Source organism: Pseudovibrio sp. Alg231-02, assembly GCF_900143565.1.
GTDB lineage: Bacteria > Pseudomonadota > Alphaproteobacteria > Rhizobiales > Stappiaceae > Pseudovibrio.
Map to the genome: position 1 here is coordinate 279,198 of NZ_FREX01000006.1, position 25,446 is coordinate 304,643.

A 25,446-nucleotide genomic window follows, 5' to 3' on the forward strand; every position below is an offset into this window, starting at 1 on the left:
CGCTCTTGGTGCGCTTACTCAGCAGCAGCCATATTCTTTGGCAGAAGTGGGTCTTCAATCTGCAACAGGTGGCGAATGCTCGCGCGGTTGTCAGCAAGATCCGCAATCGTGCACTTGTCGAGCACACCGAGGAATGCTTCTAGCGCTTCATGCAGAACAGAATTGAAGCCGCAGTGGTTGACGAGCGGGCAGTCCTGACGGCCACTGTCAAAGCACTCAGCAAGAAGGAATGACTCTTCAGTTGCACGTACCACCTGTCCTACACTGATTTGCTCAGCTGGACGTGGCAATACGATACCACCGTTACGCCCTCGGATGGTTTTCATCAGATCAGCGTCAACGAGCACCTTCATGATCTTGAAAAGGTGAGTTTCCGACATGGAAAACGAAGCCGCGATCTCAGCAACTTTGCTTGGCTTGCCAGGATTTGCCGCACAATACATCAGGGCACGTACAGCATAGTTGGTTTGTTGAGTGAGTCTCATAATATTAGCTATGCGTCTTCCGGTGTCTGTCGTCAATAAAAATATGCATCTCTAACTCAACAATAAACCATTCCCAGTTTAGAGTCATTAAAAACTTTGTCGGTGCTGGAAACAGACCCGACACCGTTCTTTTGCCAGTGCACGTGCAAAATATATCTAAATCCAGCTGATCCTACAATAATCACAGAGCAAATATCTGGCGTGAGAAACTCGTCATTTATTCAGCAAGCTAATGGTGATACAGCTCAAATATGAGAGTGAACACGACGGACGCAATTGAGTTCCAATGAAGATTTCAAAACAAAGCCTTGAGGAGCAAGCCGCAGACTTTCTGAGGCAGCAGATTTTGGCGGGTCATTATGTCTCAGGCGACAAGCTGACGGAAAGTACGCTTGCAAAAGGTCTGGAGCTTTCACGCACAACCGTGCGCATGGCGTTGAACACACTCTCGAGCGAAGGACTTGTCTCGCAAAAGCCTTATGCAGGGTGGAGCGTGACGACACTGACGGACCACGATATCTGGGAAATCTACCACCTTCGTGTCGCGCTGGAGAGTCAGGCTGCTCAAATGGCAGCTGAAACGATCACGCCGGAAAAGGCTGTTCGGCTGCGTAAAGAGCTGGAGGTCTTCAAGGAGATCTGCCAGCAAGACGGTGTCTCACTTACAGAAGTTACGTTCTATGACTTTGAGCTTCACAAGCTAATCATTGAACTGAGTGAGAGCGCACGCTTGGCGCACATGTACAAGAGCGTGATCAATCAGCTCTCAATTTATATTCGCATCACGCATTTTGACTTTGATATTGAAGACAGTGCGAACACCCATGTCGGTTTAGTGGAAGCCATTTGCTCTGGTGAGGCGGAAAAAGCCCGCAAGCTCGCTATTGAGAACATCAGTACCTTCACTGAAATGGGCCATAAGCTGAAATATGAACATGTGAAGCTGGCGACTGACGACTGATAGTGCTTGACGATTTGAGATAGTCATAAAAAAGGGCGGCCCGGAGGTCGCCCTTTTGCTTTGCCTGAGGAGAAAGCTTATTCCGCAGGAACAGCACCAGCTGCTTCGCGGGACTGCCGGAGAATATCTTCGCCACTTGTTAAAGCGAAGTCCTCACGCATCCACTTGATGAATCCGTAAACCATATAGCTGATGATAAACATCAGTGGGATAGAGGTTACGATGGCACATGTTTTGATGGTGTTCAGTGGAGCGTCAATGAACATCATCGCAAGTGGAACTGCAGCCAGCATCACACACCAGAACAGGCGCAGCATTGGGGATGGCTCTTCGTTCTCTTTCAGACCTTTTGTAGAGGTCGCAGCCATGGTGAAAGCTGCAGAGTCCAGAGTGGTTGCCAGGAAGAGAACGGAGACCAGAGCAAACAGAACGATGAAGATCGCGCTGAGTGGCAAGGTGTTCATGACCTGAACAATCGCCTGGTTTCCTTCGCCGGAAGCCACGAGACCAGCAACATCAACAAGACCGTTTACGTTTGCGGACTGAGACAGACCACCAAGGATACCGAAGAAGAAGAAGCAACCAGCACTACCGCTAAGCAGCATATTCGTGATGACACCACGGATACTACGACCCTTGGAGATTTTGGTCACGAAGATGGACACGAACGGAGTGTAGGTGATCCAGTAGAGCCAGTAGAAGATTGTCCAACCTTCTGGGAAGCCGCCATTGTCAACCGGATCAGTGTAAAGGCTCATGCGGATGAAATCCTGGATCATGATGCCAAGACCATTCACCGTAGACTTCGCAATGAACATTGTTGGGCCAACCAGGAACACAGCAATACAGAAGCCGATTGCTAGATATGTGTTCATGGAGCTGATACGTGCCATACCCTTCTGAATGCCCACATATGAGCTCAGAGAGAAGAATGCTGAGATAATCAGGATCAGAACCAGATTCACATTGAAGGTTGGTTCAATACCGATCAGAGAAGACAGGATCTCAGAAACCATCGGCACAGACACACCAAGTGTGATGGAAAGTGCACCGAAGATGGTGAAGATGAAGATCACGTCAATCACACGGCTGATCAAGCGCCAAAGCGGAGTGATCGGCTTGTCACCGCGGATAGCAGTACACACAGCTGAAAGGCTGAGACCAGGGTTCTTGCGAACGTGGAAGTGGTAAGCAACTGGCAAAGAGACAATGCAGTAAGCTGCCCAGGCGCTGAAGCCCCAGTGGAACAGGTTGTAAGCAGTGCCCAACTCGTAAGCCGCAGTCGTACCAGTCTGAACTCCTAGAGGAGGGGCGTTGAAGTAATATGCCCACTCAGTAAAGGCCCAGTATACTGTTGCAGAACCCAGACCTGCACAGATCATCATGGAAACCCATGCGAATGTGCTGTACTCAGGGCTGCCTTCACCCAGACGGATATTGCCGTATTTGCTTATACCAAGCGCAGCCAGAAAGATAACTGATCCAAACACAAGCAGCAGCACAGGCGTGCCGAAGATCGCATTGAATGTACCGAACAGGTAGTTGGCTATCTCGTTGCCCTTTTCAGGGAAGATTGTCAGGCCAGCAACAATGGCGATGACAAACCCCAGACTTATTGAAAGCAGTAAGGTGTCTAATCTTTTCCCAGTGTTAGACATTTGTTATTCCTCCATCTTCAAGCGTAAGCAGGTTGTGCATTCACTTGATATTTTTTGATTAGGTCTTCGTTCAGCTCGATCCCAAGGCCTGGGCGATCAGGAACAACAAGCTGCCCCTCAGCGAAGACCACTGGCTCTTTAGCCAGCCCGTTACCCGCAACAAGCGGACTATTGCTCTGGGAGTATTCCATCAGGTTTCCTTGCTCGCAGGAGGCAAGGAAATGCACAGATGCAGCGAGCAGAATGTCTGTGCTGAACCCATGAGGAATGAGTTGGACACCGCGCATCTGCGCCATGTCATAAATCTTGCGCATCTCGGTGATGCCACCGCAACGCGTAATGTCTGGTTGAATGATGTCTGGCTCACAACGCTCCAGCATGTCGTGGAACTCGCGACATGTGGTCAGAGCTTCACCGCCAGCAATTTTTTGAGAAGCCTGAGCTCCAAGTTTCACATAGCCACGTTCATCGTCAGCCATGACGGGCTCTTCAATCCAGTGCAGATTGAAAGGTTCCAGACGCTTACACATATGCAAAGCATGAGAGGCAGTGCGCCATTTGGTGGCAAGGTCGATCTGCAACTGTATGTCTGGACCGATTGCTTCACGCACGACGCGTACAATCTCATAATCAGTGTCTGGATCATCGCCCAGAATGCCGCCGCCAAATTTCAGGCTGGTGAAGCCCTTTGCGACCAGATCCTGTGCGATCTTGCGGTTGTCTTCTGGGTTATCTGCCGGGATGAAAGTGCCGTAAGCCGGAATCCGATCACGATACTTCGCTCCCAGCAGAATATGCAGTGGCACACCATAGTGCTTGGCGGAGATGTCCCACAGTGCAATATCGATAGCGCTCATGGCATGAACGCCAGCACCGCGACGACCAACATAGTTGCTGGACCAATACATCTTGTTCCATAAGCGGCTGATCTCAAGTGGATTTTCGCCGATCAGCAGGGACTTCAGACCCGTGCAATACAAGTTGGACTGCGGTGCTTCAATGAGTGCTGCAATCACGGTTGGCGAGCTGTCTGACTCCCCAAGCCCCACCAGACCAGTGTCGGTGTGGATGCGTACGATCAGTGCATCTTCGCCCCACTCGCAATTTTGTGCGAGCAGCGGGACACGAAGATGGATGACCTCAACATCAGTGATCTTCATTTTATTCTCCCTGATGCGCCGGTCCTCAAAGAAGGCCTGCGCGTTGTTTTAATTATTCTGCGGGGATGGAAAGCAAACGCTCGACGCGCTGATCTTTCTGAATGAGCGAACAGTAAGCGTAGCCAAAGTCTTCGATGGCGGTTTTCTCGCCATTGATCACGCCTTCGAGTGTTTTCAGGATTTGTTCGGAGACCTTCTCAAGGCTGTCTTCACCGCGCATGATGCCGGTTGCATCAATGTCGATGTCTTCATTGATCAATTGACTGTTGCCACTGACGCGGATGACTGGAACAATCGGATTATTGAAACCAGCCCCACCAGTGGTCCAAAGGATCACCTGACAGCCGAGTGCTGCAAAATGCATCGCTGAGCCACCACAAAGCATTGTCGTTTCAGACAAGTACATGCCTGGAGCCTCTGGCTTCTCCAGCTTAGTCGCATTGATGCGCAAGATATCCTGAATTGGCTTGGAGCCCGTTTTTGCAAGAGCGCCGAGTGATTTTTCTTCGATGGTTGTCAGGCCGCCAATGCTGTTACCAACACTCATGGTTTCAACCTGAGTGCCTTCCACATGCCAGCGCTTTTCTTCATCACTGATCAACTGGTCGATCTTCTCAGAGACTTCTAAGGTGACAGCCCGCTCTTTAAGAATATGCTCGCAGCCAAGCAATTCCAGAAGCTCACCGGCTACAGCAGAGGCACCCATATCAATCAGCTTATCCGCGGCAAGACCAACACTTGGGTTAGAAGCAATGCCAGAGCTGGTGTCAGAGCCACCACATTTGATACCCACCAGCAGCTTGCTGATTGGAGCATTCACCATCGGTGTTGCATCGGCATGCTCAACGATCTTGGCAATCCGTTTCAACCCTTCGCGAATAGTCGAAACTGTTCCGCTTTCTTTAATGCAGGTGAGGGTCTCAACAGGACGCCCGGTTGCACGGATTGGCCCAGCCACAAGGTCAGGCGTAATGCTGCCACAACCCATATTGATCACCAGCGCCCCGGCGATGTTCGGGTTGGTCGCTGCGTTGATCATGGTGCCAATCATCTCTTCGTTGCCACCATACATGCAGGTATTGTAATTGGTGACGACAACAGTACCGGGCGTCTTCTCAGAGATCGCACGTGCGATGCCTTCCGCGCACTCATCGGCAGCAATAACCATGATGAGATTGCGGATGCCGACAGATCCATCTTCTCGCTGATAGCCTCTGAACGTCTGCATCAGTCCACCTCAATTTCCATTTGGGTGATGATTTCGTTGATCATCACCTCTGGAATATCCAGATTTAAGCTTCGAATGTTTTGAACGTGAGCAAGCTGGCCCTGAGGAACAGGTTTGATTGCTTTGCCGACTGCGACGCCGCCTTTAATCAGCTGGTCCTCTGGTTTCATGGGGCGCAGTGCGACTTTGTTGCCGAAGGGAATAGCTTGCAGAAGCTCCAGCTCTCCCAAGCTTTCGTTCTGTTCGGAGATCACCAGAACTGTCTCCCCCTTGCTGGCATTTTCCAGCAGGGTTGCAACATTGTCTGCAGCATTAAGGCGAAGTGCCTTGATCATAATGTACTCCGTCGATTGTCCTACAATCGACTATTACATAAAATACACATCAAGTCTTGAGAAAAATCAATATTGTCTAACAATCGAGGTGGCGGGGGAATTAATTATTAAAATTCAGCGACTTGGCTTTGAAAAATTTCGGGTGCTGGGGGCTGATAAATGTTCTCAGCTAGGAAAAACTAAGTAAAATCCAGCAGAAATACGGGCTTTTTACAAAAAAAAACACGGCGCAAAACCAAAAGCTTCACGCCGTGCCACCAAATGAGTCTCCCTGTTCTACCCAGGAAGGGATCAGCTATTTCTCCTAAAGTGGAGAAATGTCGACATAGACCTGATAGTCATAAATCAGAGTGTCATTGAGCTTCAAAACAGCTGAGAAAGGGATTTGGAGTGTGCTTTTGTCATGACGCGTATAATGCACCGCGCCCGTGCAAATGACTGTATTACCAACACTCCAGGCGTCTTTGAGTGTGTGTGACATAGCTGCGATAGATTGGAAAAAGGCTGCATTTGCATCGACAACCTGCTGGTAACCTGAAATCTCATCAAAATTCCCAAGTTGGAACCGTACGTCTGGTGCCAGAAAAGATCCGACAGCCTCAGCGCTCAAAGAGTCGACGGCTTGATAAAGCTTATTGGCAAAGTCGCGTGCATCTACGTGTGTCTTAGTGAGGGATGTCATTTTCTTTCCTATCGTTCTTTTAGGTTGGGAGAGTGGTTGCTGCATCTGAAAGGGCAGTATTCAGGGAGCTCGAAGTTTCGTGAGTTGAATGTGTCCGTTTGTCAGTGCTAGTCCAAAGAACAGAACGGCAATAGCAGCGAAGATGGCCATGCTGATGGGTTCTGAAAACACCAGTGCAGCAACCAAAATACCTGAAACTGTGGCAAAATATCCGACTTGGCTGAAGCCAACACTGTCCGTTCTGTCTTGAATAAAGAACGTGAGAGCATAGCTCGCTGCACTAAGAAATCCGATGCCAAGGATGATCCACCAGATGTCCTGGATTGGCTCGACAACCGCTGGCAGACTATCGCCAAGAAGAAGCAAAGGCAGCAGCAACAGCACTTGAGAGAACATGGTCCCGGTTGCAGTCCCAACTGAGGAGGCGTCTTTGGGATAGGCTTTGTTGCGGTAGATGTTTGCAATTGCCAGCGACAAAGGCATGCCTGTCCCAATCAAAATCCAGATAGGATCAAACTGACTGACTTGAGCACTACTGAGTGTCACAAAACTAATCCCGGCAAGCCCAACCAAAATCCCGACAAGCCGCTGTGTTGCAATCAGCTTTCCATCGACGATTGATGAGAGCACCGCCGTAATCAAAGGCGATAGAGTTACAAGAACAGTCAAAAGCCAGGCTGGAATATGCTGTAGGACTAGGTATGCAACCAGCGAAGGCACTGTGATCCCAAGAAAGCCATTGATGATGTAATACTTGATATGGCGGCGTTTCAGCGAGAGGCTCTCATGCTTCAGATGAAGCAAGAGGTAGAGGAACAAACCCGCCAATAGTAACTGCGCAAATGTTGCGCTCAGTGCTGTGACCTCAGCTTTTGTCACAAGCTTGGCAAGAGCGTAATTAACGCCAACAATTGCCCCGATCAGGATGATGTAACCCGTTGGATTATTGTGCTTTCCAGTTTCCGTATAAGTTACTTGACGATCCATTAAGCAGCTCCTTTCTGGAAGACACTGGTCAGGTCACGCCCATACGGTTTCAGCAGGTCCGACTGCGGGCCAATTGAAACGATACCTGTGGGATTGAGATGACGGTGGCTGCGGAAATAGTGCTCCCGCATACGTTGGAAGTTCACTGTTTCTGCGATACCAGGATACTGATAGAGCTCACGGAGATAAGAGCTGAGATTAAGATAATCTGTAATGCGTCGCAGATCGGTTTTGAAATGTGTTACGTAAACAGCATCAAACCGAATGAGACTAGCAAAAAACTTCCAGTCAACTTCGGTGATTTGAGCTCCTGCCAGATAACGCCGAACACTCAGCCGCACCTCCAAGAGATCGAGAGCATCAAACAACTTGGAAACAGCAGCATCATAGGCACTTTGAGAAGTTGCAAAGCCAGCGCGATAGACACCAGAACCCACGTTTTCCTGAATGAAATCAGCAAGCTCATCAATCTCCCCGCGCAATGCTGCTGGATAAAAATTGATGTTTGAGGAAGCCAGACCAGCAAAAGCTGTGTTCAGCATCCGCATAATGTCCGCTGAATTATTGCTGACGATCTTGTTTGTCTTCTTATCGACCAGGAGAGGGACCGTAAGCGCGCCGGTGTACTGGGGGAAGGCGCGCAAATAGACTTCAAAAATAAATGCGTCTCTTGGAACACCTGCTACATCATCAAACAAGGTCTGGTCAATCTGCCATCCCTTATCCCCCATGACCGGATGCATCTCGCTGACAGAAATGATCCCCTGCAACCCCATTAATGATCGCATCACCATCACACGATGGCACCACGGACACGCATGTGATGTATAAAGATGGTAGCGATCTACTTCTGCAGGAAACTCAGCAGTCACATCCGGCTCTATCCAGTTGCGAATATCGCTGCTGATAGGGCGATAGGTTCCGTCACTGCTTTTGGGTTTTTCATGCAGTTGCCCATTGATAAGCATCATAGCCATCGGATTGTCCTCTTCTTCTAAAGAGAACTTAGTAAGTTTCTTATTTTGCGATAATCACCTAATATGGAAACTTGTCGGTGAGAAAAAGAGAACGAATAAGATGGGCGAATGGAAAATATAAACGCAATACCCGTTTTCGTAACGGTGGTTGAGCAAAAGGGATTTGCCGCTGCTGCGAGGCAACTCGGCGTTTCAAAGTCAGCTGTCAGCAAGCGGATTTCTTTGCTGGAGGAACATCTTGGTGCGCGTCTTCTCCACCGCTCCACCCGCAACATTAGCCTCACTGAAGCAGGAGAACTTTACTACGCTCGCGCAGTAGATGCTTTGGCAGCAGCACAGGAAGCAGAAAGTGCCGTTGCGCAGCTACAGGGCAAGCCGAAGGGGCGGTTAAAGATAAATGTCCCAATGACATTTGGCCGGCTACATATAGCTCCCCTGATCCCTAAGTTCCTCAAGAATAATCCAGAAATCAGCATTGATATGATCATGGATGATCGCTTGGTAGATTTAGTTGATGGCGGATTTGATCTGGCAATCAGAGGAGGGCGCCTTCAGGACTCGTCCTTGATCGCTCGAAAAATAGCACCTTGCCGCAACGTGCTGGCAGCCTCTCCGGGGTATCTGGATGAGTTTGGGATGCCAGAAAACCCGGAAGACTTGCATCACCATAACTGCCTGCATTACGCATACTTTAGTGACCAGCAAGAATGGACGTTAGAGGGTGCAGACGGACCCATCAAAATCGAAGCCTCTGGCAATTTCCAAGTCAACAATGGCGACGCCCTCACAGTTGCTGTTTTAGGTGGTTGCGGAATCGGTCGACTGACCACCTTTGCAGCAGGTGATTACCTAAGATCAGGAGAATTACGCCAAGTCTTGCCAGAATACACTTTACCAACCCAAAACATGTACGCCGTCTACCCCGCCCGTCAATACCTCCCCACTAAAACCCGCAGCTTCATCGACTTCATCTCATCAGAAATCGGTGGCGATGAACCTTACTGGGATGAGGGGCTCTACCCCTCCAGCCTCTCAACATCAAACACCAGATAGAGCAGGTTTTTGCACCAGTGCATGACGGTTTTGCGTTCTTGTTCGTCTGCTGTGAGGGCGACGATGTTGAGGCAGGAGACGCTGATGAGGTTTTGGAGATAGGCGAGGCGGTGCGGGTTGTTTGGGAGTTGGCGGCCAAACTTCTCCTGGATACGGATGAAGCGCGCCAGAATTTGGTCCATGTGCGCTTCTTCAAGCTCTGACAATTCTTTAGAGGAGTTCATGGAGCGGCGAAGCTGCCAATGGCCTGCAGTGTTCGCTTGTGCATTGATTGCCATTTGCTCGAACATATCATCGATATAGTCCCGGATTGGCTCACTGCCATCATAGCGTGCATCAAGGTCATCCAGTCCGGTCAAAGCATTTTCCAGCCAACGGCGAAACAGCTCATAAAGAATGGATTGTTTGTTGGGAAAGAAGTTGTAAAGCGACCCCACACTGACGCCAGCACGGCGGGCAATCTCATTGGTGTTGATCTTATCAACCTGACCTTCGCTCAGCATATCCAGCGTTGTCTGCAGGATAAGTTCGATTTTTTCTCGTGAGCGTTGTTGTTTGGCTTTCTTTCGCAAAGCGAGTGATTGCGCGTTCATGGATGGCATGGGCTGGCTGTCCTTTGTAAAGCTCGCTTTCCCGTGTTCTGCACAACAAGATTTCCGGTGGCAAGCCCTTAAGAAACAAATTAGCAGATATACTCACTGAATAACTTGACTTATAAAGTCATATTATCTATTGGAGTCAAAATCGAGTGATTGCTCAACTTTTTGGTCGTTAGATCGGAAGTTGCTGTTAATTCTAAAAGTATTGAAAAATCAAATGATTGAGCTCCAGCCAAATTAAACGTCAAGCCAGAAGCCAGACATCTTTGGAGCGATTATCAGTGGGATAGGTGTTTAAAACATGGGTATCCACTACAAGTCTGCGCTTCTGTCTGGCTCCTCTATTAGCTTGCTGCTGTTTGCTGGAATCGTGAACGCGCAAGAGGCGGGTCCTCCCAATCAAGATCTGGATGAAGTTGTTGTATACGGCTCTTCCGTTGCCGAAGACGCGTTGGCGCCGACCCTAGGTTATGTCCCAACTGAGACAGCGAGTGCTGGCCGTATTGGTTTGCCGATCGAGGAAACACCGCGATCTGTTTCGGTGGTTTCCTCTCAGCAGATGGAAGATCAGGGCGCTGAATCTATTGTAGATGCGATTTCCTACAGCGCTGGTGTTGTACCTGCGATCTACGGATTTGATCTTCGCTACGATAACTATGCAATTCGTGGTTTTGAAAGCGCTGTTGGTGGGCTTAACTACCGCGATGGGTTGCCGTTGCGAATTTTTGCCTGGGGTGGCTGGAACATTGAGCCATTTGGTGTCGAGCGCGTTGAAGTGCTGCGTGGCCCGTCCTCCGATTTGTTTGGTGCGAACCAGCCAGGCGGCCTGGTCAACACTGTCACCAAGCGCCCGCAAGAAGATTTTTCTGCGATTTTGCAAGCAACCTATGGAAACAACAACCGTAAACAACTTGCTGCAGACGTAACAGGTTCGCTCTCAGAAGGTTCTCCAATCAGCTATCGGTTGGTTGGAGTTGGCCGTTTGTCAGATACCCAAGTGGATCATGTGAATGATGACCGGTTCTATTTTGCTCCATCTATAACTGCAAAGCTTGGCGACAACACAAAACTTACATTGCTGGCTCAATACCAGAAAGATTTTCAGGGTGAGAGCTGGCAGATACTACCGCAACATGGGACTCTGCTGCCAAATAGTCAGGGTAGTTTCGACTACGACACATTTGCCGGTGATCCGGATCGCAAAGGGCTGAACCGTGACCAGCATTATGTTGGTTATGAGTTTGATCACCAGTTCGACAATGGCCTTGAGTTCTATCAGCGTGCACGCTTGGCTTATAATAATATTACCTATGATGGTGCCTACAATGGGGGCGCAATAGACTTTGACACGCTTTTAGCAAGTGGGGTTCCGAAGGCTTCGGGTGTTGATACCGTTGTTCTTGTCAAAAACAAAGTCGAAGAAACTGGCTATCAGGGATCCATTGATACCGCACTCAAGTTTGATGCCACATTTGAGGCGGTTGAGACGCAATTTATTGCGGGTCTGGATTACTATAAAGGCTATTCCGAAGCTGATTTAGGAAGCGGGTATGCCGGAGAAAAGAACCTCTTTACGGGCCAAATTACAAATCTCCTACCTAGCCTGCCAGGAATTAACGCGGCTTTGTTGAGCGACTATACAGGGTTCTCAGATCAATCAGTTACGCAAACCGGATTGTATGCTGCAGCAAATTCCAAGATACTTGATAAGTTCCGGCTTGATTTAAATGTTCGTCATGATTGGCTAGAGCGAGACACCAAAGGGCAAAGACCTGAGCCATTTGCCGTAGTGGCGGATGAGCAAACATTTGACCGTGCGCTTACCGGACGTATTGGTCTCTCATATGTGAGTGATTACGGCATCACACCCTTCGCGAGCTATGGGACATCCTTTGATGCTCCTCCTGCTGGAACGACCAAGGAGGGTAGAGCCTTCAAACCGACTTATGCAAAGCAGTTTGAAGTCGGCATCAAGTATGCACCTACAAGTTTTGATGGTTTCTTCAGCGTAGCCGGTTTTCAAATTACAAAAGATAATGTTCTGACAAATGACCCGAACCACGCAGGACCTGCGCCAGCGTCGATCCAGGCCGGAGAGGTCAGGGTGCGTGGCTTGGAGTTTGAAGGTGCAATTGAGCTATACAGTGGTTTGTCTGCGCTCGGCAGCTACACCTATCTGGATACTGAAGTCACAAAAGATACAACTTCGTCTCTTTTAGGAAATCAACTTGAGCGCATTCCAGAGCATGCAGGCTCCCTCTGGCTCAAATACGACTTTGCGGAAAATACCTGGTTAGATGGTTTGAGTGTTGCCGCTGGAGCGCGATATCTGGGAGACCGATATGGTGACAATGAGAACGCGATTAAGCTTGATCCGGTGACACTTCTGGATGCGGCCGTGAGTTATGAATACCAAAACTTCAAACTCTCTTTCACAGGCCGGAATCTTGCGGACAAGTCATATATTAGTCATTGCGGTAAAGCGACACTTGCATCGCTTGTGCCTGCAAGTCTGAATATGGACTCCCACAACTGCACATATGGCAAGGGACGTGAGCTGCGGTTGCAGTTGACCAGTACTTTCTAGAGCTTCTCAATCAGTAAATACGGTGATGCCACGGGCTTTTCAGTCCGTGGCCGGTTTTGTGAGAGTGACATGCAAACCATCCACGCATGCATCAAAAAAATGAAGCTGCTGTTTTACAGCGCTGTGCTGTGCCTTGCTGTGACTTTGCTGGGCCTTCAGCAGACGACAGCAGCTGAATTTCCAGTGGTGTTTGAGCATCAGTACGGGACAACGACGGTCATTGCAGAGCCTAAGCGGATCGTTTCTGTCAGCTTCATTGGGCATGACTTCCTTCTGGCGTTGGGAGTGAAGCCGGTAGCGCTTCGGCGTTGGTATGGTAGCTATCCGAGTGGTGTCTGGCCTTGGGCGCAACCTGCTCTGGGGGATGCCAAGCCGACAGTCATGTGGGGTGAGATCAATGTGGAGCAGATCGCTGCTCTGAAACCTGATCTGATCCTGGGTTTGTGGTCTGGAATGACCCGTTCTCAGTACAAGATACTCTCGCAGATTGCGCCCGTTCTCGTGCCTGAAGAGCGCTTTGGGGATTACGGAACGCCGTGGCAGCAGATGACACGCACAATAGCAAAGGCTGTTGGGCGCACTACAAAAGGTGAGCAAGTGGTGCAGGATCTGGAAGCTCGCTTTGCGGCCATTAAGGCCCGCAATCCGGCATGGCTCGGCAAGTCTGCTGTGGTTGTGTGGCCGGGAGATATCGGGGCCTATCCCTCCTCAGATCTGCGAGGCCGATTCCTGAGTGATCTTGGGTTTGTTGTCTCTGAAAAAGTAGAAACGCTTGTTCGCAGTGATCTTTTTTATGTTCGTGTTTCTCCAGAGGATTTGGATCCGATTGATACGGATGTGCTGATCTGGCTCGACTTTGGCTCAGGTGCCTCCCAAATCAACACTTTGCGACTCCGACCAACAATGCGCGCCTACAATGAAGGCCGTGAGGTGGTGGCAACGCCTATGATCGCAGCTGCCCTCTCACATTCCTCACCACTCAGCCTGAGCTTTGCTTTGGACCAGCTGGAACCGCTGATCGCAGCAGCGATTGATGGCAACCCGGCAACACCTGTTGCAACTTCGGTTGAAGCAGGCATCACCCGTGCACAGCAAATGGAGGGGCAGTGATGTTTGCTGAAACCGCTCAACGAGTTGCGACTGGTGATAGTCTTGCTGACTCCGGTCAATCTCGAGGTGGCTGGTCACTGGCGTTTGTAGCCATTTTGGTTGTTTTGTCTGTGGTGTCGCTTGGTGCAGGTGTGCGGGCAGTTCCACTCTCGGCAATCAGTGATGCTTTGCTGGCAACTGATCTGAATAATCCGGATCATATCGTGATTATGGAAATGCGTGTGCCGCGGCTCATAGGTGCGCTTTTGATTGGTGCATCTCTGGCAATGGCTGGTGCCATCATGCAGATCGTAACCCGCAACCCGCTGGCTGATCCGGGACTGTTCGGGGTGAATGCCGGTGCCTCCATGGCCGTTGTGCTTTCCATTTGGGGAGCAGGCATTTCAGCAGCTGGGATGTTCATCTGGCCCGCGATGGCTGGTGCATTTGTGGTGAGTGTTGCGGTGTACGGGCTTGCCAATCTGGGGCAGGGCGGTGCCAGCCCTTTGCGTATGGCTTTGGCTGGAGCTGCTGTCAGCTCGTTCCTCTTGGCATTGGTGCGCGGTGTATTGCTGGTCAGCCAGCAAACGCTGGAGACCTATCGCTTCTGGGTCGTTGGGTCACTGCAAGGTGTGAAGCCGGAAATTCTACTCCAACTCTGGCCGTTCTTTGCTGTTGGTTTTCTGGTCTGTCTTATTCTCGGGCGTTGGCTTAATGCTTTATCGCTTGGTGAGGATTTAGCGAAATCCCTTGGCACTAAAATGGGCCTTGTCAAAGGACTGAGTTTGTTCGCCGTGGTCTGCCTTTCGGGCGGGTCCGTCGCATTGGCTGGGCCAGTCGCGTTTGTAGGGCTTGTTGTGCCGCATGTTGCACGACGTTTTAGTGGAGCGGACAGCGCTTGGTTGCTGCTGTTCTCAGCTCTGCTGGGCGCGCTATTTGTGCTGTCCGGAGACATTCTTGGCCGAATAGTGCTTGAAGGTCGTGAGTTGCAAATTGGAGTCACAGTGGCCTTGGTTGGTGGTCCGTTCTTCGTTTACCTCATCAGAAAAACAAGGATGATGTCTCTATGAAGTTGCTCAGTCATCATCTCGTCATTCCGCTACCCGGTGGTGCATTGCTCATGCGCAAGCGCAGCGCTGTGGTTGGTATAGTCTTGCTAACACTCAACCTTGTTTCGGTGATTGCTGCGCTTTGGTATGGAGCCTATCCCATCGCGGCAAGCCGCATCCTTCCGCTGTTCTTCAGCGGGGAGGGCGGTGTAGACCAGCTCATCCTGCTGGATGTGCGGATGCCGCGTATTCTTGTCGGGGTGTTTGTGGGCGGTCTTATGGGCATGTCCGGTGCAATCTTTCAGGCACTTATGCGTAACCCACTGGCATCACCAGATGTGCTGGGGTTCAATGCAGGTGCTGCGTTTGGTGCGTTACTGACGATCTTCCTGTTTGGATCGGCCGCCTACGTGTTCTGGGGTGCTGTGGCTGGTGGTGTGCTGACGGCGCTTCTTGTTGTTGCACTGTCCTGGCACCGCGGCTTGGATCTGTTCCGGTTGATCATGGTTGGCATTGGTATTGGGTTCACCTTGCTGGCATGTGCTGATTTCCTCATGTCGCAGCTTGATATTCAGCGCGCATCTGACATGGCCAAGTGGCTTGTTGGCAGCCTTGGGCAAGTGCAGCGCGAAGATATTGCTCCTGTTGCTGTTGCATTTGTGGCTTTGGGCTCACTGGGTATTGTGTTGCAGTACTTTTTGGACAGGCTCGCCTTTGATGAGGATCTGGCAACCGGGCTTGGTCTTAAAGTGAATGGACTTCGACTGCTCATGGTTGCTGTTGCTGTGGTCATGACCGCGACAGCTGTCGCGGTTGCTGGCCCAATTCCTTTTGTGGCGTTCGTCTCCGGCCCCATAGCACGTCAGCTTTCCCGGACTCCATCATCAGCGCTCATCCTTGCTGCTGGGATTGGCATTCTCGTCACTTTGTTATCTGACACCGCAGCACGCACACTGGTTGCAGCTTTTCAAATGCCGACCGGTGTTTTTACAGCTCTGATCGGTGCGCCCTATCTTATTTGGTTGCTTGCCCGGCAGGCGAAACGGAACCTCATCTAATGCTTGATCCTAAAGAACACACACCGTTAGAGGCCAGGGGTCTTGGGCTTTCGTTTGGATCTCATAGTGTCCTGAAAGACTTTAACCTGACTATTCCAAAGGGGCAGATCTCTGTCGTAATTGGCCCCAATGCCTGCGGAAAATCAACGCTTCTGCGATCATTAGCCCGGCTGGAAAAGCCGAGTGCTGGCACTGTATTGCTGGATGGCAAATCCATCCATAAGCAGCCTACCCGTGAGGTTGCCAAGCGTCTTGGTATATTGCCCCAGATGCCTGTCGCGCCTGAAGGTATCACTGTCGGTGATCTGGTCAGCCGAGGCCGCACGCCTCATCAGTCTGCTTGGCGCCAATGGTCCCGGCAGGACGAAGTGGCCATTCAAAATGCGATGGATATGACAAAAGTGACTGAGCTGCGAGACAAGCCTTTCAGCTCGTTGTCAGGTGGGCAGCGTCAACGTGTGTGGATTGCGATGGCGCTGGCACAGGAGACCGATCTGCTGTTGCTGGATGAACCAACCACCTTTCTTGATCTCGCCCACCAGATAGAACTGCTTGAGCTGTTGAAGCGATGCAATGAAGAACAACAGATGACAATCGTTGCTGTGTTGCACGATATCAACCTCGCTGCGCGCTACGCTCACAATCTCATCGTGTTGAAGGACGGGCAGATTGAAGCGCAGGGCAATGCAGCCAAGGTCATCACGCAAGACATTATGAAATCAACCTTCGGTCTGGAATGCTACGTGATGCCCGATCCGGTGAAGGGTACTCCGCTGGTTGTTCCAGCTTGATGCCAACAATATTTCGATAGAACAAGACGAGCACTTTGATGACAACCACTGCAACAGAACTTCATAAGATCGAAAGCCTCATTCCCGGTATCGAGTTTGCCAAAGCCATTGAGCTTTTTGCTGCCGAAGCAAAACTCCATAATCTGACGCTGGAAGAAATTACCAGTACCCACTACCGCGTGAATTCTCCAGTCGGAATGGTTGAGTTTCTGAAGGCAGATGCAGAGGCAAAGCTGGTGATCTCAGCACCATCTCAAGAGGCACTGCATCTTCTCAAAGAGAGTGTCGAGCATCTTATTGGCCACATTGACATAAACATTCCACCTCAGATGGTCTGGAGCAGGGATTTTACAGCAGGCGTTCACCCGCCCAACTTTCTCGAAGTTCAGGTTGTCAGAACAGCGGCTTTCAGCTCCAATTTCATACGGGTAACCGTTGCAGCGAAGGGAATTGAGCGCTTCTTTGAAGGTGGGCTGCACTTCCGTCTGTTGTTCTCGAAAAATCTGGGTTTTGAAGCCAGATGGCCCTATTGGGATGACAAAGGCCGCACGGTCTGGCCTGAGGGTGATTATGAATTGATGCGCCCTGTCTACACTGTTCGCCAGTTTGATAAGTCAGCAACGACTATCGACTTTGATGTTTTCCTGCATGAAGGCGGGCCGACAGCAGAGTGGGCTGCTCGCGTCAACGAAGGGGACAAGGTTGGTCTGCTTGGCCCTGGTGGCGGGTGGATTCCTGAGGCCAAGTATCTGTTGTTGGCTGGCGATGAAACAGCCATTCCAGCTATCTCACGCATTCTCGAAAGTTCTCCTGCAGGTACGAAAGGTGCGGTGATCATCAGTGTTTCAAAAAAAGGTATGGAAGCACCAATCCCGTTACCTGAGATAATGAGCCTTGAGTGGATTTATCGGGATACTCATGGTCATGACGGATTATTTGAAGCTGCAAAACAAATAGAAATCCCTGAGGTTCAGGAGGCATTCCTCTGGTTTGCTGCGGAAAAGAAAACTGCCAAGAAAGCGCGCAAGTATTTCCGCAATGAAGTTGGTTTCAAAGCCGACAACTGCTACATCGCGGGGTTTTGGGAGGAGGAATAAGCTCTCCTAAAACCCAAAGAGCTTTGCGCCTTGATAAAACAGGAATGACACCAGCCAGGCATAGCTTAGAGACAAGATCAGCGAGAAACTGGTGAACTGCCATGACTTTCCTTCTGAATGCACCGTCGCAATGGTTGTTAGGCAAGGCGTGTAAAGCAGGCAGAACAAGCAGAAACTATAGGCTTCCAGCGGTGTGACACTCATCGAAATGGCTTGAGAAACACCGCTGGCAGATAGTGCGTAGATTGTAGACAAAGATCCGATGACGATCTCTTTGGCGATAAAACCGAAGATCAGTGCCAGAGTAAGATACGGATTGATGCCGATTGGCTCCATGATCGGTTGAAGTAAAACGCCCAGTTGGCCGCCATAGGTATTCAATCCTTCTGCGCCAACTGGCAGGTTCGTCAATAACCAAACCAGAATGCAGCCGATGATAATGAACCGTGAAGCTCTTCTGATGAACTCACGCACCTCACCCCAACCTCTGAGTAAAACTTGTTTGACTGTCGGAATCCGATAGGGGGGTATCTCCAACAAGAAAGGTTCCTGGCTCTTGAACTGCTTGGAAAAGCTGAAGATGGCAGCCGTTGAAAAAGCGGCGAGGAAGCTGATCACATAAAAGGAGAATAACACCAGCGCTCCCTTGGAACTGGGAAAGGTGGCGCTGATGATAAACACGAACACAGCAAGGCGCGCAGAGCAGAGCGAAAATGGAATAACCAGCATAGCCAGCAGGCGCAAGGAGCGGGTACGCATGACCCGCGTGCCCATTAATGCGGGTACATTGCAACCGAACCCCATCATTTGCATCACAAAAGCGCGGCCATCCAGCCCAACGCGGCGCATCAGAGCATCCATCAAAAAGGCAGCACGCGCCAGATACCCGCTATCTTCAACAGCGGCCATGCAAAAGAAGAAGAGCACAAGAAGCGGCACAAATGATGCGACCGTCGACAGACCAAGCCATATGCCATTGATCAGGAAGCTATTGAGCCAGACAGGCGCCCAGGCCAAACTCGGCTCCAGCAGTATCGTTTGTACCCAGTCAGCACCTCGGCTCACAAGATCCTGAGAAGGAAGGCCGATCTCCCAGATCACGGAGAAGATAACCAGCATGCTGAGGAAGAACATAGGCAAGCCCAGCAGCGGATGCAAAAACAGCTGATCCAGCTTTTCTGTCAGTGTTTTCGGCCAGATTTTGGGAAGAGTCACGCAACCTTTCAAAGCATCATCGAGCGTTTCCTCGGTCATCAGTGTTTTGAACAGCGAGTCATAGTCCGCCAGAACCGGCTTGCTGGCAAAGTCAGAGCTTAAACTTTTCGAGACTTGTTTCATGGCATCGTCAAAGCCGGTGCCGTATTTGGCGCTGATCAAAGCTACAGGCATCTTGAGAGAATTCTGCAACTGCTCAAGATCAAACGTGATGCCGAGCTTATGAGCTTCATCGCACATGTTGAGCATGACAACAGCAGGCAGTCCCAGCGCCTTCACCTGCAAAGGCATCAGGATCTGTCGTTCAATCTGCGCTGCATTGATAACGATGATAACCAGATCAATCGGAAATTTTGTCAAAAACCGGTTCACGACGGCTTCGTCTTCAGATCCGCCTTCCAGATTATAAATACCCGGCAGGTCAACATATTCCACGTTTCGCCCTGCTAAAGGCACACGCGCGCGCATCACATTAACGGTGATGCCTGGCCAGTTGCCAACGGAGGCGCGGGCATTGGTGATGCGATTAAACAGCATGGATTTGCCAGTGTTTGGCTGACCGATAAGTGCAATACGTGGGGTACTCTGGGCACCTGCCTCAGGCCGAGGGTTCATCGCCTTTGATCTCCTCCACAACAACGCAACGTGCTTCAGAACGTCGGATCGCAACCTGTGTTACCTGATTGACACGAAGCAACATGGGGCCACCCAACCAAGCCAGCCGTATAACGCTGACTTCCTTTCCAATGTTGATCCCGAGTGCGTTCAGGCGAACGACCAGAGCGCGTCCATCAGATGTTTCCTCACTCTTGATCTCTCGCACAATGGCTCTTTCGCCTTTGAGAAGGTGATCGAGACTGCGTGTTTTCGGTGCACTGCTCATAATCTGTTTTTGGGGCGTTGGGATGAAGTTGAGGTTTAAACTCATAAATACACAAGCTCCTCTCAGCAAACTGGTTAGAAGCGTGTTGCTGCTGGCTTGAAAACTTAGCTAAAGCAGAAATTATTGTAGTTTCCCCATAAGATCTAATTGCGAATAACTTGCAAGTAGTGATTGAAAATATGAGTGTAATTCTCTAGTTAAAAATCATTAGTTGGTTAGCCAGAACGACTCGTTCGAGCCAGGCCGTTGAGTGCTAGGTAGAAAATGGCTAACGACAGCAGTGCCCATATTGCAGGGCAGGCGCGCGCAACTTCACAAAATGAGCAAGGTGATCGTACAGCCCGTTCAGTCATTATCGTGCTGGCGGGGCTTTATGTAGCTCAGGCTATTCCGGTTTATCTTGTCGCTGCAGCCATGCCGGCGATCTTCCGCGCACAAGGCATCAGTCTTGTCAGCATTGGCTCTATGGCACTTTTGATGCTGCCCTGGGTTGTCAAATTCCTCTGGGCGCCAATTGTTGACCGTTATTCCTTCGCTGCCTTTGGAAGACGCCGAAGCTGGATCATCCCTATGCAGCTTATCTCCGTGGGCATCATCACTTACCTTTCAACACTCAATGTCGCCGAGCAACTGCACATCCTGTTTCCATTACTGATGGTTCTGGCGCTGTCCTCCTCTACACAGGACATTGCGACAGATGGCTTTGCCGTTGAACACCTCGCCCCGAAAGACCAGCCCCTTGGCAATGCAGTCCAGGGAGGCAGTGTTGCCGCAGGTGTGTTGATCGGTGGTTCTCTGTCTCTGTTCCTGCATGATCTGTGGGGGTGGAGTTTTGCCCTTAAAACAGCTGCTGGCCTGTCATTTCTCACTTTGCTGCCACTGCTTTTCTTCAAGGAAAACCCACGGAAAGACAAAGGTGTCGATGGAGAAAGCAAACCACGGCCATCGATCATTGGATTTGTAAAGCGCAACAACACGTTGATGTTGTTGTTTTTTGCACTGCTGTTCCGCCTGCCTGAGGGGCTCGTGAAAGGCGTTGAGCAAGCGTTTCTGGTGGACTTCGGCTTTTCTCTTTCACAGATCGGATTGGTTAGCGGAGGTGCAGCCGCTTGCGTTGGCTTGGGCGGTTCAGCGATTGCTGTGGTGCTGATCAAACGAGCTGGCCTGATGCAGTTCCTCTGGCTTATTGGCACTTTGAGGACTTTGTGTTTCCTCGGCTACGCATCTGTAGCGTTGCTGGACTATCGCGGTGTCGCAGTGCTCGTTGGCCTTTCTGCCGCCAACACCTTCATCCGCTACATGGAAATTGTTGGTCTTTACAGCGCATTCATGCGCGTCAGTTCGCTCAAGCAAGCTGGTACCGACTTCACCATTCTCAGCTGCGCAAATCTATTCGTCTACATGCTGGGTAGCGTAGCTGCTGGCTTTATCGCGCAGCATTCCGGCTACGGCATCCTCTTCTCGCTCGCGACGGTCTGTTCAGTCGCAGGTATTTTGGCGAGCATGCACTTCTTCAAAAAAACATCCATCGGCAAGGGGCAACAAACTGCCGAAGGTGCAGATCTTTCAACAACATCACCGATAAAAACTTAGGGGGCAATATGAAACGCGTCGCTATGGGGAACAAAGGTTCCTTCGCGCGAGTGCTGCTGTGCACTGTCGCGCCTTTCGCAATGTTTCAAACAACATCCATCGCAACCGCACAGGATGCCATCGAAGACGATACCGACCTAACCGTCGTCGTAACCGCCAGCCGCACCGAGGAATCCATCTCCTCCATCCCGGGCACGGTGCAGGTGATTGGTGTTGATGAGTTGAAAAGCGCGGTAGATGCCTCTGGCGATATTACTTCTGCGTTGGAACGCCTTGTTCCTGGCTTCTCACTTGATAATGAGACATTGTCTGGCGGGGGCCAGAATTTCCGTGGTCGATCCGTACAGATTCTGGTGAATGGCGCTCCACGCACAACTGCGCTGCGCAAATTGAGCCGTGCACTCAGCCTGATTGATCCCAATAGCATCGAGCGAATTGAAGTGATCAATGGCGCAAGTGCTGTTTACGGTGATGGTGCGACAGGTGGCGTGATCAACATCATCACAAAGACCGCAGAAAAAGAAGGCTGGTCAGGTGAGGTTGGCACAACGGTCTCAGCATCGGAGCGTGATGTCAAAGATAGCCTGAATGTGCTGACCAGTGTGAGCGCAGCATTCCGTCAAGAAAATACTCATGTTCAAGTAAATGGTCAGTTCAAGAACACTGGCGACATGTTTGACGGCTCTGGATCGCAGATTTCTGAGGACCCAATTACGGGTCAAGGGGGAGGTTCAGGCATCGAGCAGTACAACCTTTCTGGCCAAGTGGGCTATGAAGGCGATGCATTTGACGTGACGCTTTACGCGAACCTCGTGAAGATGGAACAGGACATCAAGTTCCAAACCGATTACACGACTGATCCAGTTTCCTTGGATCCAAGTAAACCATACTTGGGTCTTCCACCACTTGAAGATAGCAAGAATATAAATGCTACTTTCAACTTCTACAAGATTGGAGGGCTCTTCGATGCAAAGGTTGAGTTATATTACAACGATGCTGAAAAGCGTGCTGCATATGTGCCGCTGAGCGCTGCAAATCCAGTCGCATATCTACCGGATGTAAACGAATCTCAAACTGTTTTGTTCGCTAAGCAAGCTGGCGTGCGTACAACTTTTGATGCTGACTTAAGCGCTGTTTATGAAGGCCTGGCTGTCACCTGGGGGAGTGACTATAGCTATAACGACATTACTCAGACTGTGCCGGATGGACGCGATATCATCTCCCCGATGAAACAACACGGTTTCGCGCAATTCGCTCAGGTGAAAGCACCAATCGGTGAGATGTTTGAGGTTCGTGGGGGTGTTCGTCATGAACGTTTCTTCCTGAGTATGGACAGTTTTGTTCGTCCGAACGCTTTGGTTCCGAACCCGTACTACAGTCCTAGTAACGGTCAGCCGGCTACATTAACGATTGGCAAACACACGTTTACTGCTGCTGATAAAGACTACAGTGCAACGGTTTTCAACTTGGGTGGCGTTATTCATCTGACCGATGAACTTGATGTTTTTGCTGGTTTTTCGCAAGGGTTCTCCGTACCGGATGTGGGCTCATTCACACGCCGTGCTATGCCTGCAAATCCGTTTGCAGACGGAGTTGTTGATGTGTCTGATGTGGCGCCGGAAGCTGTCATCGTCGATAACTATGAGCTCGGGGCTAGGTACAACACTAACGGGATCTCAATTGCAGCTTCTGCTTTCTATTCAACCTCAGACAAAGGGGTGAACTTTGATGACGCGACACAGACAGTCACACAGGCGGAAGAGCGTATCTGGGGAGCAGAACTTAACATTCGCGGCCAATTGAGTGAAGCCTGGGCCGCTGGAGCTGTACTGGCCTATAAAGAAGGTGTTTGGGATGAGAACAAAGACGGTGATATCGATGAAGATCTTCCAAATAACCGTATCGGCTCACCGTTCAAAGCTACTTTGTTCTCTGATTACAATTTCGGAAATGGCTTGAGTGTTCAAGGTGAAGCAGTGTTCGGTTCAGGCCGAAATGGCAAAGAAGGAGCTAAGGGGGACCTGAAGAAGCTAAAGCCAACCTTCACCATGAATGCAAGTGCTGGTTACAACTCTGACTATGGTGACTTCCGCTTCGGTGTCTCAAACATCTTCGACACCAAACAGCAAAATACCACTGCAACAGCCTTACGCGATCGCGAAGTCCTGGCCGAAGGCCGCCGCGTTTTCCTGCAGTATACCAAGACGTTCTAAGACTTGTGAATTTGAGACAGGGCTTTGCCTTGCTTGCAGGTCCATCTGATAAACACAAAAAAACAGCGCAGGGACTAGGATCCTTGCGCTGTTTTTGCTTTAGCGAGTAGAGGGAGGGTTACTCGCCGGGTTCGAGCACGTCTTCGTGGTCGACGACTTTCCCTTTCACCTTCATCCAGACTGCTGAGGCAATCAGCAGGGCTGCGAGGATGCCGCCGATGGTGGAGACTGTCATTGGCAGGCCGAATCCAAGTTTGGTGGAGTTCAGCAGGAAGGTCACAACAACGGTAGTCATGAAGGTTGCCGGAATGGTGCAGATCCAATGCAGCTTGTTATGACGCAGCAGATAGGCAGCAGCAGTCCACAACATCAGGGCAGCAGTCGCCTGATTGGCAACGCCGAAGTAACGCCAGATCACGCCGAAATCCACCTGAGTCAGGAGTGCTCCGCCAACGAACAGTGGGATCGCCAGCAACAAACGCTTTGGCATCTGGTTCTGTGGCATGTTGAAGAATTCAGCCAGGATCAGACGTGCAGAACGGAAAGCTGTGTCGCCAGAGGTGATCGGCAGGACGATAACACCGAGTACTGCGAGGAAGCCACCAAACGTGCCCAGAAGACCGTTGGATGCTTCGTAAACAAGGTTCGCAGGATTGCCGCCCATGCCTTCAGAAAGGCCTTCAACGCCGCCGAAGAAGGACAGAGCAATCGCACACCAGATGATCGCGATCACGCCTTCACCAATCATCGCACCGTAAAAGACGAAGCGACCATTTTGTTCATTCTCCATGCAGCGCGCCATCAGTGGAGACTGAGTGGCATGGAAGCCGGAGATCGCACCACAAGCGATGGTGATGAACAGAGCAGGCCAAAGTGGCATGTCATTCGGGTTCAGGTTCTGGAAGAAATCACTAGCTTCAACACCTGGCAACATGGAATGTTCGCTGGACAGCAGTAAAGCGACGGTCAAACCCACAGACATAAACACCAGCAGAGCGCCGAAGAACGGGTAGAAGCGTCCGATGATCTTGTCGACAGGAACGATGGTTGCAATCAGGTAGTATGCGAAGATGCAAACTAGGAAGATTGTAACATCAACACCGGTCAGGCGGCCGAGCAGGCTTGCTGGAGCAGACACAAACACCACGCCCACCAGCAGAAGCAATACAATTGCAAAGATGTTCATGAAGTGTTTTGCGCCGCTGCCGAGGTACTTGCCAGCAAGGTTCGGGACGGATTGCCCTTTGTTGCGAACGGACAGCATGCCGGAGAAGTAATCATGCACCGCACCTGCAAAGATGCAGCCAAAAACGATCCAGAGCATTGCTGCCGGACCATACAGGGCGCCAAGGATCGGGCCAAAGATTGGTCCAACGCCTGCAATGTTCAACAATTGAACCAGATAGACCTTCTTGGTGGACATCGGCACATAATCGACACCGTCAGTATGTGCGTGGGCAGGTGTCTGGCGTGCGGGCTTAATCCCGAAAACCTTCTCGACAAACATGCCATAGATAAAATAGCCGCCGAACAGCAGGCCAATACTCAAGAGAAACCAGGACATCTTTCTTCCTCCACAAATCTCTGGGAGCGAATAGACTGGTTTCAAGGGCAGGTTGTTGAGGTTTCAGCTAAGCGGCAGATGAGGCGGGGTGAGCGGCAATTAAAACAAATAAGCGGTTAATTGAGACGCGGCAGTTTCACTTAAATGTGAAGCGGCCTTATAAGGCTAAGTGTATATACGCA

General features: G+C 50.5%; 22 protein-coding genes. 10 read left to right on the top strand and 12 right to left on the bottom strand.

Annotation, left to right across the window (positions count from 1 at the left end):
- Window positions 1–14: 14 nt before the first annotated feature.
- Window positions 15–485: an iron-responsive transcriptional regulator RirA gene (gene rirA / locus DHN43_RS17415; protein WP_082596779.1), complete on the bottom strand. Its 471-nt coding sequence runs from the start codon at window positions 483–485 to the stop codon at window positions 15–17.
- A gap of 286 nt (window positions 486–771) precedes the next feature.
- Here rirA and DHN43_RS17420 point away from each other — a divergent pair, with 286 nt between their 5' ends.
- The gene (locus DHN43_RS17420) at window positions 772–1,446 is read left to right on the top strand and encodes a GntR family transcriptional regulator (protein WP_108819442.1); all 675 of its coding nucleotides are present in this window, start codon (window positions 772–774) and stop codon (window positions 1,444–1,446) included.
- A 77-nt stretch (window positions 1,447–1,523) separates the two neighbouring features.
- On the opposite strand, the gene DHN43_RS17425 is transcribed toward DHN43_RS17420, so the two are convergent.
- From DHN43_RS17425 to DHN43_RS17455, 7 genes are all read right to left on the bottom strand, one after another.
- Window positions 1,524–3,104: a BCCT family transporter gene (locus DHN43_RS17425; protein WP_108819443.1), complete on the bottom strand. Its 1,581-nt coding sequence runs from the start codon at window positions 3,102–3,104 to the stop codon at window positions 1,524–1,526.
- A 17-nt stretch (window positions 3,105–3,121) separates the two neighbouring features.
- Window positions 3,122–4,264 (bottom strand): mandelate racemase/muconate lactonizing enzyme family protein, encoded by a 1,143-nt coding sequence (locus DHN43_RS17430; protein ID WP_108819444.1) that lies wholly within the window; start codon window positions 4,262–4,264, stop codon window positions 3,122–3,124.
- Between the two features lie 52 nt (window positions 4,265–4,316).
- Entirely contained in the window at window positions 4,317–5,492 is a 1,176-nt protein-coding gene (locus DHN43_RS17435) for a UxaA family hydrolase (protein ID WP_199914829.1), read from the bottom strand.
- The gene (locus DHN43_RS17440) at window positions 5,492–5,827 is read right to left on the bottom strand and encodes an SAF domain-containing protein (RefSeq protein WP_063286819.1); all 336 of its coding nucleotides are present in this window, start codon (window positions 5,825–5,827) and stop codon (window positions 5,492–5,494) included. The genes DHN43_RS17435 and DHN43_RS17440 overlap by 1 nt, the downstream gene beginning before the upstream one ends.
- A gap of 304 nt (window positions 5,828–6,131) precedes the next feature.
- Window positions 6,132–6,509 (bottom strand): nuclear transport factor 2 family protein, encoded by a 378-nt coding sequence (locus DHN43_RS17445; protein ID WP_108819446.1) that lies wholly within the window; start codon window positions 6,507–6,509, stop codon window positions 6,132–6,134.
- A 60-nt stretch (window positions 6,510–6,569) separates the two neighbouring features.
- Complete coding sequence (locus tag DHN43_RS17450; RefSeq protein ID WP_108819447.1) at window positions 6,570–7,496, bottom strand: DMT family transporter; 927 nt, start codon at window positions 7,494–7,496, stop codon at window positions 6,570–6,572.
- Window positions 7,496–8,467: a glutathione S-transferase family protein gene (locus DHN43_RS17455; RefSeq protein ID WP_108819490.1), complete on the bottom strand. Its 972-nt coding sequence runs from the start codon at window positions 8,465–8,467 to the stop codon at window positions 7,496–7,498. The genes DHN43_RS17450 and DHN43_RS17455 overlap by 1 nt, the downstream gene beginning before the upstream one ends.
- Before the next feature lie 114 nt (window positions 8,468–8,581).
- Here DHN43_RS17455 and DHN43_RS17460 point away from each other — a divergent pair, with 114 nt between their 5' ends.
- The gene (locus DHN43_RS17460) at window positions 8,582–9,526 is read left to right on the top strand and encodes a LysR family transcriptional regulator (protein WP_108819448.1); all 945 of its coding nucleotides are present in this window, start codon (window positions 8,582–8,584) and stop codon (window positions 9,524–9,526) included.
- Here DHN43_RS17460 and DHN43_RS17465 read toward each other — a convergent pair.
- Window positions 9,490–10,128, bottom strand: coding sequence for a TetR/AcrR family transcriptional regulator (locus DHN43_RS17465; protein WP_108819449.1), 639 nt, complete (start codon window positions 10,126–10,128; stop codon window positions 9,490–9,492). The genes DHN43_RS17460 and DHN43_RS17465 overlap by 37 nt on opposite strands.
- A 298-nt stretch (window positions 10,129–10,426) precedes the next feature.
- Here DHN43_RS17465 and DHN43_RS17470 point away from each other — a divergent pair, with 298 nt between their 5' ends.
- The 6 genes from DHN43_RS17470 (at window position 10,427) to DHN43_RS17495 (ending at window position 17,796) form a co-directional block, all read left to right on the top strand.
- Window positions 10,427–12,712 carry a TonB-dependent siderophore receptor gene (locus DHN43_RS17470; protein ID WP_108819450.1) on the top strand — a complete coding sequence of 762 codons (2,286 nt, stop codon included), beginning with the start codon at window positions 10,427–10,429 and terminating at the stop codon, window positions 12,710–12,712.
- A 69-nt stretch (window positions 12,713–12,781) separates the two neighbouring features.
- Window positions 12,782–13,822, top strand: coding sequence for an iron-siderophore ABC transporter substrate-binding protein (locus DHN43_RS17475; protein WP_108819451.1), 1,041 nt, complete (start codon window positions 12,782–12,784; stop codon window positions 13,820–13,822).
- Window positions 13,822–14,871, top strand: a complete 1,050-nt coding sequence (locus DHN43_RS17480) for a FecCD family ABC transporter permease (RefSeq protein WP_108819452.1) — start codon at window positions 13,822–13,824, stop codon at window positions 14,869–14,871. Before DHN43_RS17475 ends, DHN43_RS17480 begins: the two co-directional genes overlap by 1 nt.
- Window positions 14,868–15,908: a FecCD family ABC transporter permease gene (locus tag DHN43_RS17485; protein WP_108819453.1), complete on the top strand. Its 1,041-nt coding sequence runs from the start codon at window positions 14,868–14,870 to the stop codon at window positions 15,906–15,908. The genes DHN43_RS17480 and DHN43_RS17485 overlap by 4 nt, the downstream gene beginning before the upstream one ends.
- Window positions 15,908–16,699 carry an ABC transporter ATP-binding protein gene (locus DHN43_RS17490; RefSeq protein ID WP_108819454.1) on the top strand — a complete coding sequence of 264 codons (792 nt, stop codon included), beginning with the start codon at window positions 15,908–15,910 and terminating at the stop codon, window positions 16,697–16,699. Before DHN43_RS17485 ends, DHN43_RS17490 begins: the two co-directional genes overlap by 1 nt.
- Window positions 16,700–16,737: 38 nt before the next feature.
- The gene (locus tag DHN43_RS17495) at window positions 16,738–17,796 is read left to right on the top strand and encodes a siderophore-interacting protein (RefSeq protein WP_108819455.1); all 1,059 of its coding nucleotides are present in this window, start codon (window positions 16,738–16,740) and stop codon (window positions 17,794–17,796) included.
- Between the two features lie 6 nt (window positions 17,797–17,802).
- Here DHN43_RS17495 and feoB read toward each other — a convergent pair whose 3' ends face one another.
- Entirely contained in the window at window positions 17,803–19,626 is a 1,824-nt protein-coding gene (gene feoB, locus DHN43_RS17500; RefSeq protein WP_108819456.1) for a ferrous iron transport protein B, read from the bottom strand.
- Window positions 19,610–19,939 carry a FeoA family protein gene (locus DHN43_RS17505; RefSeq protein ID WP_108819457.1) on the bottom strand — a complete coding sequence of 110 codons (330 nt, stop codon included), beginning with the start codon at window positions 19,937–19,939 and terminating at the stop codon, window positions 19,610–19,612. The genes feoB and DHN43_RS17505 overlap by 17 nt, the downstream gene beginning before the upstream one ends.
- Window positions 19,940–20,158: 219 nt before the next feature.
- On the opposite strand from DHN43_RS17505, the gene DHN43_RS17510 reads away from it, so the two are divergent.
- Window positions 20,159–21,487 carry an MFS transporter gene (locus DHN43_RS17510; RefSeq protein ID WP_108819458.1) on the top strand — a complete coding sequence of 443 codons (1,329 nt, stop codon included), beginning with the start codon at window positions 20,159–20,161 and terminating at the stop codon, window positions 21,485–21,487.
- An 8-nt stretch (window positions 21,488–21,495) separates the two neighbouring features.
- Window positions 21,496–23,700 carry a TonB-dependent receptor gene (locus DHN43_RS17515; RefSeq protein WP_208995470.1) on the top strand — a complete coding sequence of 735 codons (2,205 nt, stop codon included), beginning with the start codon at window positions 21,496–21,498 and terminating at the stop codon, window positions 23,698–23,700.
- 118 nt (window positions 23,701–23,818) lie between these two features.
- On the opposite strand, the gene DHN43_RS17520 is transcribed toward DHN43_RS17515, so the two are convergent.
- Window positions 23,819–25,264 (bottom strand): carbon starvation CstA family protein, encoded by a 1,446-nt coding sequence (locus DHN43_RS17520; protein ID WP_108819459.1) that lies wholly within the window; start codon window positions 25,262–25,264, stop codon window positions 23,819–23,821.
- Window positions 25,265–25,446: the final 182 nt, after the last annotated feature.